This is a genomic window from Mycoplana sp. 10N416 (genome assembly GCF_056394765.1).
In genome coordinates, this window is sequence record NZ_JBFTIM010000012.1 from 23236 (window position 1) to 35301 (window position 12066).

Annotated in this window: 8 protein-coding genes and 1 pseudogene; 1 reads left to right on the top strand and 8 read right to left on the bottom strand. The window is 60.8% G+C overall.

Annotated elements, in window-relative coordinates; all coding sequences use genetic code 11:
• Window positions 1-2: 2 nt before the first annotated feature.
• The 6 genes from AC1DDS_RS21495 to AC1DDS_RS21520 form a co-directional block, all read right to left on the bottom strand.
• On the bottom strand, window positions 3-872 hold the full coding sequence (locus tag AC1DDS_RS21495; RefSeq protein ID WP_477480701.1) for an ABC transporter permease: 870 nt from the start codon (window positions 870-872) through the stop codon (window positions 3-5).
• On the bottom strand, window positions 869-1954 hold the full coding sequence (locus AC1DDS_RS21500; protein WP_477480702.1) for an ABC transporter ATP-binding protein: 1086 nt from the start codon (window positions 1952-1954) through the stop codon (window positions 869-871). The genes AC1DDS_RS21495 and AC1DDS_RS21500 overlap by 4 nt, the downstream gene beginning before the upstream one ends.
• Window positions 1955-2006: 52 nt before the next feature.
• Window positions 2007-3095 carry an extracellular solute-binding protein gene (locus tag AC1DDS_RS21505; RefSeq protein ID WP_477480703.1) on the bottom strand — a complete coding sequence of 363 codons (1089 nt, stop codon included), beginning with the start codon at window positions 3093-3095 and terminating at the stop codon, window positions 2007-2009.
• 290 nt (window positions 3096-3385) lie between these two features.
• Window positions 3386-4603, bottom strand: coding sequence for an NAD(P)/FAD-dependent oxidoreductase (locus AC1DDS_RS21510; RefSeq protein WP_477480704.1), 1218 nt, complete (start codon window positions 4601-4603; stop codon window positions 3386-3388).
• Window positions 4604-4692: 89 nt separating this feature from the next.
• Complete coding sequence (locus tag AC1DDS_RS21515; RefSeq protein WP_477480705.1) at window positions 4693-6192, bottom strand: aldehyde dehydrogenase family protein; 1500 nt, start codon at window positions 6190-6192, stop codon at window positions 4693-4695.
• Window positions 6193-7296 (bottom strand): mandelate racemase/muconate lactonizing enzyme family protein, encoded by a 1104-nt coding sequence (locus tag AC1DDS_RS21520; RefSeq protein ID WP_477480706.1) that lies wholly within the window; start codon window positions 7294-7296, stop codon window positions 6193-6195.
• Between the two features lie 150 nt (window positions 7297-7446).
• Here AC1DDS_RS21520 and pdxR point away from each other — a divergent pair, with 150 nt between their 5' ends.
• Complete coding sequence (gene pdxR / locus AC1DDS_RS21525; RefSeq protein WP_477480707.1) at window positions 7447-8976, top strand: MocR-like pyridoxine biosynthesis transcription factor PdxR; 1530 nt, start codon at window positions 7447-7449, stop codon at window positions 8974-8976.
• Here pdxR and AC1DDS_RS21530 read toward each other — a convergent pair.
• Together AC1DDS_RS21530 and AC1DDS_RS21535 are read right to left on the bottom strand one after the other, a co-directional pair.
• Window positions 8960-10573, bottom strand: coding sequence for a GMC family oxidoreductase (locus AC1DDS_RS21530; protein WP_477480708.1), 1614 nt, complete (start codon window positions 10571-10573; stop codon window positions 8960-8962). The two genes, pdxR and AC1DDS_RS21530, sit on opposite strands and share 17 nt — an antisense overlap.
• Before the next feature lie 969 nt (window positions 10574-11542).
• Window positions 11543-11989 (bottom strand): annotated as a pseudogene (locus AC1DDS_RS21535) (YbhB/YbcL family Raf kinase inhibitor-like protein); the annotation flags it as partial.
• Window positions 11990-12066: the final 77 nt, after the last annotated feature.

A 12066-nucleotide genomic window follows, 5' to 3' on the forward strand; every position in this document is an offset into this window, starting at 1 on the left:
GATCAATCCTTGGCAACAGTGGAAGCAAGGTTCTGGCCCGTCAGGCGCAGGCCGATCCAGACGACTGCCGAAGTGAAAACCAGCAGCAGGACCCCGAATGTTGCTCCCGCTTCCCAATTGTAGCGGGTGATGAACTGCTCGTAGATCTGCTCGGTAAACCACATGCTGTTCTTGCCGCCGAGCAGCACCGGCGTCAGATAGCTGCCCGCAGTCAGCATGAACACGATGATGCAGCCGGCGACGATGCCGGGCATCGCATATGGGATAACTATCCGGCGAAAAACAGTAAGACGAGTGCCACCAAGATTCAGACCGGCCTCGAGCATGCTGTCATCCATGCCGTCAAGGGTCGAGACAAGGGGAACGATCATGAACAGAACGACGGTGTAGACTAGGCCGACGATGACGGTGGCATCATTGTAGAGAAGCTCGATCGGACCAGAGATGAGTCCCGTTGCCTGCAGCGCGCCCGATATGACGCCGGTCTCGCGCAAGAGGATGATCCATCCGAAGGCGCGCACGAGGTCGCTGACCCACAGGGGCACCAGGCACAAAAGGAACAGGCCGGCGCGGGACCGGTATGAAGCTACCTTGGCGACGTAATAGGCGACGGGAAATCCGATCAGCAGTGCCAGGAAAGTTACCAAGATCGATGTCGCTGCAGTGCGAAGCAGCGTGTTCCAGTAGATTGGTTCCCCGAGGAAGGCCGCATAGTTGCCAAACCCGAAAGTGTATTGTCCGGGGCCGACCTTTTCGCGCAGCGACACGCTGGCGATGCCAAGCTGCGGCAGGACGATCAGCACCCCAATCCAGAGAAAAAACGGCGTCAGCAACAGAAACAGGAACAGGCGTTTTGCGTCTTTGGCGGTCACGGTTTCGCCCCTTGAGGGAAGCCGAGCGTTCGCGCTTGCGTGAACGTTAGCTTGACCTTGTCGTGCGCGCGAAGCGGTTCGTTGCCTTCGGCTTCCGGCGTGTTGACCTCGATCAACTCGCCCCCAAAGCTGCGAACCAACACGCGGCTGTTGGCGCCATTAAAGAGGAGACCGTCGACCACACCATGGATCTCGTTGACCTTATAGTCGACCGTGCGATTGATGGCGATTGCTTCGGGGCGCACGAAAACCTCGACGGTCGAGCCGACCGGCACGGGGCCTGCAAAGCTTGCAACGACGCTGTCACCGGAGGTGAGCTCGACCCGCGCCCGGTCACCTTCGACGGACGCCACTTTGCCTCGCCAGCGATTGCTGTCGCCGACGAAGCCGGCAACAAAGCCGCTCGCGGGCTTGTGATAGAGATCCTGCGGCGTTCCGATCTGCTCGAACCGACCGCCGTTCATGACAGCGACATTGTCGGACATGACCAGCGCTTCGGACTGGTCGTGGGTGATGTAGAGGAACGTCGTGTCGAACTGGCTCTGCAGCATCTTCAGTTCGATCTTCATGCGCTCGCGCAGTTTCAGGTCGAGCGCGCCGAGCGGCTCGTCGAGAAGAAGGACGTCGGGTTCGAGAACCATGCAGCGCGCGATCGCGATGCGCTGGCGCTGGCCGCCGGAAAGCTGGGCCACCTGCTTGTGGGCGACGTTAGGCAGTCCGATGCGTTCGAGGACATTGCGAACCCGCTCGGTGATTTCGGCCTTGCCGGCGCCGCGGCAGCGTAGCCCGTAGGCGATGTTCTCACCGACGTTCATCATCGGGAAAAGGGCAAGATGCTGGAATACCATCTTAACATTGCGCTTGTTCGGTGGCGTCGTCACCACCGACGTGCCCTTCAGGCGGATATCGCCGGAGGTCGGAGTTTCAAAACCGGCGATCATCCGCATCAGTGTCGTCTTGCCGCATCCGGACGGACCCAGGACGGAAAAGAACGATCCGCTTGGCACATCGAGCGAGACATTGGAAACCGCTGTAAACGCGCCGAATCGCTTAGTAATATCGTGGCATTCAAGATCGAACATGTGGGCTCCCGCAGTTGCGGCGGAGGTTTTGCCCCCGCCGCCTGCTGATGGATTATTCCGCGCCAGTCGCGGCTTTGATCTTTTCGAGTGCTTTGCCTTCCATGTCCTCAAGACCCGGAGGAATGTTGGCGAAGAACTTGAGGTTGGCAATGTCGTCAGCGTTGAAGGCCGCCTCGACGGCTGCCTTCTTGTCCTCGGGCATCATCGAGATCCCGTCCTTGACGGCGACGATGGCGCCGCTCTTGGCCGACATCAACGTGACGATCTCGGGCTGCATGACGAAGTTGATCCACTTGTATGCGGCGTCGTCAGCCTCGCCCTTGCGCGGCATGGCGAATGTGTCGATCCATGCGAGCGCACCGGTTGCCGGCGGCACGAAGACGATGTTCTGGTTTTCGGCATAGAGCTTGTAAGCGGTTGAATCCCATGTTTCCGAGGCAATGACTTCGCCCGAAAGCATCAGGGCCGACAAGTCATCCCCACCCTTCCAATAGGCCTTGAGGTTGTCCTTGCAGGCGATCAGCTTTTCGCTGACTTCATCGAGGATCTTCTGGTACTCACCCAGATCGCCGTAAGCTGCAAAGGGATCCTTGCCCATCGAATAGGCCATGCCAAGCAGGATGGTACGGCGCAGGCGCATCGATGTGCGGCCCTTGTACTGCGGATCGCAAAGGTCAGCCCAGTTCTTGATGTCTGGAGCCTTGGACTTGTCGACCATGATGCCGGATGTGCCCCACTCGTGCGGCACGGCATAGACATCGCCGTTTATCGTCGTGTTTGCCTTAACGCCTTCGAGAAGCTTGGGATCCAGCACGTCAGTGTTGATTTTGGAAAGATCGAGCGGCTTGTAGATGTTGTACTCAGACTGCGCGGCGAAGATGCGGTCATGGCTCGGCTGGGCGAGGTCGAAACCAGACCCGCCGGTCGCGCGCAGCTTGGCAACCATTTCCTCATTGTTTGAGAACGTCACCTCGACCTTGATGTCGGGGTATTGCTTTTCGAAAAGCTCGACGACGTTGTCCGGCGCGTAATTGCCCCAGGTCAGAAGCCGCAGGGTCTGCTGCTCCGCCTGGACTGGGCCAGCGACCATCGCGAGCACGAAGGCGCTCGATGCAAGATATCTCAGTTTGCGAAGTTTCATCTGCGTTCTCCTCACGAGCCGGTCTTCCGGCCTTCGTTTTATCGATTGATGGTAGGTCCTCATTCCGGTGGCGGCTGATCGCCGCCGGCACTCCGTGTCGCATTCACATCGGGCTGATTTTGTCCGTGCCCCTCCCAAAACACTCGGTCATGTATGCCCCGGCTATCTCGATGGTCCCGCCTCCCGGGACGGTCGTGCCCTCGGCCGGATCATGATCTAAGAGCAGATTGGCCCTCTCCCACAGGTCCATTTTGCTGCTTCGACAAGACCACTTCGTCCTTCGGATGGCGTTACGCATTTCGGCTGTCGCGCCAGCGGTAGTAGGCGACGGATGCTGCCAGAAACCAGGGATTGCCGGTGTAAAACGGCCGGGTCTGGAAGGTCGTGGCGTCAAATCCGGTCTTGCCTTCCTTGAGCCCGAGCAGCTTCTGCCCCGTGCGCATGCCGAGATAGCTCGCCATTCCGACGCCAGAGCCGCAATAGCCCATTGCGTAATAGATGCCGTCGTGCATTCCAGTATGCGCCATCGTGTCGAACGTGTAGGCAACGAGCCCCATCCACGAATGGCTAACCCGCGTCGCGGCCAGTTCGGGAAACAGGCGCACGAGTTCGGCTCGCAGTTTCGGTCCGCTGATGCGGGGATCGGTTTCGCCCTGGCTGACCCGTCCGCCGAAAAGCACGCGCTTGCGGTCCGGCGAGACACGGTAGTAGTAAACCACCTCCCGCGTGTCGGAGACGATGGCGTTTGTCGGAAATAGCCGGTCCATCAGGGGCGCGGGAATTTCCTCGGTGGCGATGACATAGCTGCCGATCGGGATGACACGCCGGCGATGCCATGGCGTTAGATTCGACGTATAGGCGTTCGTTGCGATCACGACGTCACGGGCGTGAACCTCGCCGTGCGGAGTGCTGAGGCGGAAGCCGGTTGTAAGGCGTTCGATGCCTGTGACCGGGCAATTGGCAGCGATCATTGCACCGGCGGCCTTGACGCGGTCGAGGAGACCCTGGTGGTACTGGCCCGGGTCGATGGAGGCATGGTGCGGATACATGACGCCGCCATGATAGGCGTCGGTCCCAAGATGGGAACGCTGATCGGCCCGGTTGACGACCTCACCAGCCGTTTCGAGCCCTTTGGGCTCGCTGGCAAGGGCTGCGACAAGGCGCTTGTAGGCGGGTTCGCTATGGGCCGCATGGAAACGGCCAACGACATTGAAATCACATTCTATACCTTCCTCGGCGACAAATTCGCCCATCCATTTCAGCGACTGTCGGCCATCTTCGAGAATGGCGCGGGCCCGGGCCTCGCCGTGACGCTTGGCCAGCAAGGCGAAGCTGGGCTTGACGCTGGTGCTGATCTGTCCGCCATTGCGGGTGCTGCAGCCAAAACCGGCGTCTTCGGCATCAAAGACCAGCGTTGATCGTCCGCCGCGTGCTGTCTGCAAGGCAGCATGCAAGCCGGTATAGCCGGAGCCGACCACGGCAACGTCTGTCGCACGTGGCAGGGGCATCGCAGGAAATTTCGGCCGTGGGCTGCGCTCCCACCAGTAGGGTGTCGTCTTGAAATCGCTTGTAAATATACCCTGCCGGACCATAGGTCCTACCCCTCTATGCGCGCTGTAATGGTTTTGACTTTGCAATAGCTGCGCAGGCCATCAAATCCCTTTTCGCGACCGATGCCGGACAATTTCACACCGCCGAAAGGCGCCAGGATGCCGCCTGCGAAATACTCGTTGATGAAGACCTGGCCAGCCTCGATATCGCGGGCGATGCGATGGGCGGCGGCGAAATCGCGGGTATAAATTCCGGCGACCAGACCGAAGGCGGTCGAATTGGCGATCTCCACGGCGTGGTCGATATCCTCGGCAACCTGTACGGCGAGAACCGGTCCGAAAATTTCTTCCTGGGCAAGCGCATCGGAGACCGGAACATCGTCGATAATCGTCGGCTGGAAGAACCAGCCGGCTTCGCTCTGCGGATCGCGGCAAGCCTCGCCACCCGAGGCGATGGTCAGTCCCCGCGCCTTCGCCGCATCGACGTAAGCGCCGATCTTGCGCAGTTGCTGGAGCGAGTTGAGGGGGCCGAGCGTCGAGCGGCGCAATCCGTGGCCGATGGCCAGCTTTTGTGCCCTTGCGCTCAGAAGCGCGACCATCTCGTCATGCACATTGCGCTCGACCACCAGTCTTGAACTTGCCGAACAGATCTGCCCGGCATTTTCGAAGATCGCACCGATGATGTCATCCGCTGCGCGTTCGAGATTGGCATCGGCAAGCACAATTGCCGGCGATTTGCCGCCCAGTTCAAGCACGACGGAGGCAACGTTGGCCGCTGCCGACTGCATTACTGCAATCCCGGTATCGACCGATCCGGTAAAGGTGATGTGGCGAACCTCGCGGTTGGCAACCAGAGGCGCGCCCATAGCGGCACCGGTGCCCAGAACAACGTTGACGACGCCATTCGGGAAGCCGGCCTCGCGGATGATGTCTGCGAGCAGCAAGGCAGTCAGCGGGGTCTGCTCCGCGGGTTTGACAACGGCGGTGCAGCCGGCTGCCAGTGCCGGTGCCAGACTGCGCGCCAGCGTCGAGAACGGGTAGTTCCATGGAACGATATGGGCCGTGACGCCGACCGGCTCGTTGACAGTCATGCCGATATAGTCGCGCCCAAGCGGCAGGCTCTTGCCCTCGAGCTTGTCGGCCGCGCCGGCGTAATATTCGAAACACCGCGCGGCACCGGCAATGTCGCCCTCAGCCTCCTGAAGCGGCTTGCCGACATCGAGGCTTTCAACGACCGCCAGGCGATCCTTGTTCTTGCGGATGAGTTCAGCCACCCGCAAAAGCAAGCTGCCGCGAGCTGACGGCGTCACTTTCAGCCATGAACCTTTAAGCGCGCGACGCGCGGCATCTACCGCTGCGTCCGCTTCTGCCTGTCCACCCGCGGCGAAACGGTGGAAGGCGCGTCCAAGACCTGCGTCAAAGGTCTCCATCCTGTCGCCGGATGACGGGGCTACCCATGCACCATCAATGAAATGACTGTCGGGAAGACCTGCAAGTGTCCCGGTTGCGAAATATTCAGCGACGAGACGATTGGTGGCTTGGGTCATTCAGGCAATCTCGCTCTTCTGATAGGTCGACCGCGCCAACCATTCCGGCGAAATCTCGGTGCCCCAGCCGGGCTCGCTCGAAATCGTCACCTTGCCGTCGACAACAGTGTAGGGAGGCCGACGGAAAAGGCCGTACTGCCAAGGATAGTAATCAGCGCCCTCGATCGAAAATTCGAGATAGTCCCCCGCATTCGGGATGGCAGCCAGAATATGCATTGTAAAGAGCGTCACCAGGGAAAGATTGGCGCAATGCGGCGTCGTCTTGATGCCGGCGGCTGCCGCCATGCGTGCGACCTGAAGGGTTCTGGCGACGCCACCCATGTAGCAGACATCGGGCTGGACGATGTCGACGGCGCGGATGTCGATCATCCGTTTCCAGATTCTCAGGTCGGAATCCTGCTCGCCACCGGTCACCGACAGCGACAGCGCGTCCGTGACCTGCTTCGTCTGCTCCAGCTCCCAATAGGGGCATGGTTCCTCATAGTGGACGACACCGTTGTCCTCGAGCATGCGTCCGACTTCGATGGCGCGTGCCGGTGAGTAGCAACTATTGGCATCGACCAGCAAGGTCGCGTCCTCACCAAGGGCCTTGCGGATTGTTGGTACAATTTCTTCCGTTCGGCCCGGCCATTCGTCGACATTGCGTCCGACCTCGGCACCGACACGGAACTTGAAGGCATTGAAGCCGTATTGATCGCGCAGCCGCTTGAAGCGTTCGGCCTCGTCGGCCGGTGTGATGTCGCGCTTCATCGAGGAGGCGTAGGTGCGCAAGCTGCCAGGCTTGCCGCCCAGCAGTTCGACAACCGGCTTGCCGGCTGTCTTGCCGCGCAGATCCCAGATCGCTGTGTCGAGACCGGACATGGCCCGGCGAATGTAGCTTCCGGGGAACTTGTGTTCGCGCTCCTCTATCCGGTTCAGGAGGTCGTCGAGATCGTCGGTCGCAATCCCCAGCGACCAGGGAGCCACCTGCCGATGCAGGACGGTCGCGGTAATATCGGAATTGTAGTTTGAGAGCTGCCCCCAGCCCTGGGCGCCAGTTTCATCCGTAATGCGCACGAAACCAACATACTGGTTGCAAAAGGTTTCAATGCTTCGGATTTTCATGCGGTTATCTTTCTTCAACCCGGTGCTCAGGCAAAAACGGCTTGTTATTTCGAGGAAAATCTCGCGTCATTGGTTGGCAGTTAAGGGCCAATTTGATTAAACTGGGATACCATTTACTGTGGGGCAGTATGGTAGGGGAGGCTTTCAACGATGGTGAAATATTCCGGCGGCGCGCTGCTGCCGACTCTTGGCGTCGATCGCCAGTCGTCGACGCCCATTGCCACGCAGCTGACCTGCGCCATCCGCGACGCCATCCTTTCGGGTGCGCTTGCAGCCGGCCAGCGCCTGCCGTCCAGCCGTACCTTCGCACGCGACCAGAACGTCTCGCGGACCACGGCGATTGCCGTCTTCGACCAATTGACCGCAGAGGGGCTGATCGTCTCCCGCGTGGGTGACGGAGCCTACGTCAGCGATGCGCTGACCGCGCATCGCCCCGTAGCGCCAAGCGGATCGGTGACCGGCAAAAGGGTTGCGCCGCAGCCGGCGCATCTCGCGCGTTTGACGCAGGGGGCGTCGGGCCAATTCTTCACCCGCCTGGTGCATCCGGTGCAGCCTCGCGCCTTCGTCACCGGCACTCCAGCATATGAAGCGTTTCCAGTAGCACTGTGGGCGCGCCTGACGGCGCGCTACTGGCGCGAATCGCGAGGGCTGGTGCTCGGTTATCCGGAACCAAGCGGCCTGATGGCGCTTCGAAGGGCATTGTCAGTGCATCTGCGCGCCAATCGCGGTGTGGTGTGCGAGCCGGAGGAGATCTTCATCGTCAACGGGGCTCAGGAAGCGTTCAACCGGATCGGCAACATCCTGCTCAACCCCGGCGATCCGGTCTGGTTCGAAAATCCCGGCGCAATCGGGGCCCGCAACAGCCTGATTTCCTGCGGTGCGCGGCTGGTGCCGGTGCCGATCGACGACGAAGGGATCGATGTTGCCGCCGGCCTTGCTGCCGCACCGGATTTCCGGCTGGCCTTCGTGACGCCGTCCCACCAGCATCCGACCGGCGTGACCATGAGCCTCGAGCGCCGCTTCGAGCTGCTCAACGCTGCGGACAAGGCGGGAGCGTGGATCGTTGAGGATGATTACGACGGCGAATTCTTCTATACCGGTCGGCCGCTGCCGACGCTGAAGAGCGTCGATCAGGCAGGGCGCGTCATCTATGTCGGGACCTTCAGCAAGTCGCTGTTTCCCGCACTTCGACTGGGTTTCCTGGTCGCCCCACCCGGACTGGCCGAGGTGTTCGACCGCATCGCCGGTGCGACATTGCAGGGCGCGCCGAGCAACCAGCAGGCGGTTGTCGCAAGCTTCATCGAAGAGGGGCACTTCGCCTCGCATATTCGGCGGATGCGCAAGCTCTATTCCGAACGCCAGGAAGTGCTGCTCGATTGCGCCGGCCGTCACCTCGGCGGGCTGCTCGATGTGAAACGATCCGAGAGCGGTATCCAGACGGTCGGACTTCTCGCCAGTGGGCTGGACGAACTGGGGGTGAGCGAGGCGGCAGCGGCCCGCGGCGTCATTGCCGCACCGATCAGCCGCTTCTGCCTGCAGCCAGCGCCAATGAAAGGGGTGGCGCTTGGTTTCAGCGCCTGTGCGCCACGCGACATCAACGCTGGTGTTTCCATTCTTGCCGAGGTGCTCGAGCAACTGGCGACAGGGGCGCGCGCCGGTGCCGTCAGCGCGCGTCGCTGAGGATAAAATCCGATCCGCGCTCGCCGACCATGATCGACGGCGCGTTGGTGTTGCCGGAGGTCAGGCGCGGAAAGATCGAGGCGTCGACGACACGCAGCCCTTCGATACCGTAAACCCGGAGCCGCGGATCCACCACCGAGGTCGCGGCGTCCGGCCCCATGGCGCAGGTGCCGGAAGCATGGAAAACCGAGCCTGAACGCTGGCGGATATCGTCCCCGATCTCTTCACGGCTTTGGACATGGGCGCCGGGCTGCAGTTCCTCCGCGATCGCGTCGGCAATCGGTTTTTGCGCAGCCAGCCGGCGCAGGAAGTAAGCGGCCTCGACCATCTCCGCCATATCCTCTTCGGTGGAGAGATAGTTCGCCCGGATGAGCGGTGCCTCGAAAGGATCGGCCGAGCGGATGGCGACGTGGCCCCGGCTCGTCGGATGACAATTGGAAACGCCAATGATGAAGCCCGGATAGGGATCGGGACGCAGCAATTGCCGTTTCCCGGGGATCGCCTTCAGGTAGCTGAGCGGCGAGAAGTAGAGCTGCATGTTGGGACGCTCAAGGCCGGGGCTGGTGCGGAAAAAGCCTCCAGCCTGGTTGACGCTCAGCGACAGTGGTCCGCTGCGGGCCAGGATATACCGTAATCCCAGCGCCAGTTGCCCCCACCAGGGCCGCAGGAGATTGTTCAGTGTTGGCACCCTTGAGCGGTAGAGATAATCAAAGCCGATATGATCTTGGAGATTCTTCCCGACATTTGGCACCGCGTAAACGATGTCGATGCCATGGGATTTCAGCAGTTGCGGATCACCGATCCCGGAAAGCTGCAGGAGTTGCGGCGAATTGACCGCGCCGGCAGAAAGGATGACCTCCTTCCGCGCGTGGAGGGTCAGGCGTTTCCCGCCGCGACGATATTCCACCCCCACCGCCCGTTTGCCTTCAAACAGGATGCGGGTCGCCACGGCGCGGGTGACGACGGACAGGTTTTCACGCCGCATCGCGGGCCGCAGATAGGCCGTGGATGCGGAGGCCCGCAGACCGCGGCGGGTAGTAACCTGATAGATGCCGACGCCTTCCTGCGATGCGCCATTGAAGTCGTCATTTGGGGCGAGCCCGGCCGCCTCGCCGGCGGCGAGATAGCTTGCGCACAGGGGATGCACCAGTCCGCTGACATTGCTGACGGTGAGCGGCCCGCCTTGTTCTCTCCATTCGTTGGCGCCGGCAATATTGTCTTCCATGCGCTTGAAGAACGGCAGGACATCGCAGTAGCCCCAGCCAGGATTTCCAAGGCGCTCCCAGCCATCATAATCCTCGCGCTGCCCGCGGATGAACACCATGGCATTGATCGAGCTGGAACCGCCGAGCACGCGCCCGCGCGGCCAGTATATCTTGCGGCTGGCAAGCGCCGGTTCAGGCTCGGTCTGATAACGCCAGTTGAGGTCGGGGTGATAGAAGGCTTTGCCATAGCCAATCGGCATGCGAACCCACGGATGCAGGTCGCTGCCGCCGGCCTCGATCAGGGCGACACGGTGTCTCCCGTCGGCGGACAGCCTACTCGCGAGGACGCAACCCGCCGAGCCCGCACCCACGATGACGTAATCGGCTATCACCCGCTATTTTCTCCAGAAAACATGATTTTGGTCCCTTCGGAAACTTCTATCGCCTCCGCGGTCCATGAGAAATGCCATTCTAAACCTTCGGGCATGCCACTTCGGCTCAGATACGGCTGGTCGTCGGCATATCCCTGCCTTGGTCCGGACGCAAGAAACCGGAGGAAATCCAGGTGATTTTACAGTCGGGGAAAGGTCACGGTAGGGCCGGTATTTTGATAGGCTGAGACGGCAAAGATTGCCGCAGCCTATCCAGTTGCCCCGGGGGCAGTTGTGCGATGCCGGCTTCGGCATCCGGAGTTGGGTTTACCGAGATGTAATCGCGCTTGAATGTTTGACCCCTCCGGAAACGGATAGATCGCCTTCAGCAGCGCGAGGTACTCGACCGAAAACACAGCAGCGGATACCAGCCGGTTCGAAATGGCCCTTTATCCACAGGATTGACTCAGCAAGAAACCATAGGATTTTCAGCGAACTGTACAGATCGCAGGGGCACGTACAACGGAAGCGATATGGGCAAATCCCTGTAAGACTCTCAAAACCGATGTGATGTTAGATCTCAAGGCGGAAAATCGAGTGCGATCTGACAACACTCGGCAACGATATTTACTTAACAAATTGATTAAAGAATTTATTAGAAATATCTCGCGTGCTTTTCACCAGTTTTCTTCAAAGACTCGGTGCAAAAATAATGTCAGAACGGCGTGGGACTTCGAAAGTTAAGCCACCCAAAACTCGCGAGAGAAAAGAACAATAGCTTAATTATACTCATCTGGATATGCGGGCTTTTCGCTTCGGTTCCGACCTTCCATCGCACGCCGAGGAAGGGAGCGAACAGGAACGGGTCGCATTTATCTTCCGCCGGCGCTCCCGGGAATGGCCGCTTGCGGGGTCGGCCTGATCCGCATGTTCGCACCGCGGCACATTCAGATTTCGAGCCGGCGGTTCGCCTGGGCGACCGACGCGGTCGCCGGTAAGGGTCGCTTCCGCAACGCTGTGCTTGCGGGCTTCCGCCCACATCGACGCGGCATCAACCGCGTCCGGCAGGCCAAGCCGCGCGACGTCGAGGGCGGCGAGCCGGAAGACATAGCGATGCGGTCCGCTGCCCGGTGGCGGCTGGGGGCCGTCGTAGCGCACATTGCCGAAATCGTTCTTGTGGAAGCGCGGCGCGTGGTCCGGCGCGGTGTCGGCGCTTTCCGGCAATTCGGTCCGATCCGACGGTATGTTGGACAACCCGAAATGCCGGAACGTTCCGTGGGGTGCATCCGGATCCTCGATGACCAACGCGAAGCTGAGCGTGCCTTCCGGCGCGCCCGCCCATTTCAGCGGCGGACAGAGGTTCTCGCCCATCCGCGTGTACTTGAGAGGGATTGTCCCGCCTTCGGCGAAGGCGGGACTCATCAGCGTAAATCCCATTGGAGCCTCCTGGCGGTCGAGCGCTAGTCCCCGCGCCGCTTGCGATGCTCACTTTCCTGGCTGCGGCCACGGCCTCA

Excerpts from the sequence above, each read along its gene's own strand:
- AC1DDS_RS21500 (WP_477480702.1), bottom strand. The coding sequence starts at position 1,954 with ATGTTCGATCTTGAATGCCACGATATTACTAAGCGATTCGGCGCGTTT.
- AC1DDS_RS21505 (WP_477480703.1), bottom strand. The coding sequence starts at position 3,095 with ATGAAACTTCGCAAACTGAGATATCTTGCATCGAGCGCCTTCGTGCTC.
- AC1DDS_RS21510 (WP_477480704.1), bottom strand. The coding sequence starts at position 4,603 with ATGCCCCTGCCACGTGCGACAGACGTTGCCGTGGTCGGCTCCGGCTAT.
- AC1DDS_RS21515 (WP_477480705.1), bottom strand. The coding sequence starts at position 6,192 with ATGACCCAAGCCACCAATCGTCTCGTCGCTGAATATTTCGCAACCGGG.
- AC1DDS_RS21520 (WP_477480706.1), bottom strand. The coding sequence starts at position 7,296 with ATGAAAATCCGAAGCATTGAAACCTTTTGCAACCAGTATGTTGGTTTC.
- pdxR (WP_477480707.1), top strand. The coding sequence starts at position 7,447 with ATGGTGAAATATTCCGGCGGCGCGCTGCTGCCGACTCTTGGCGTCGAT.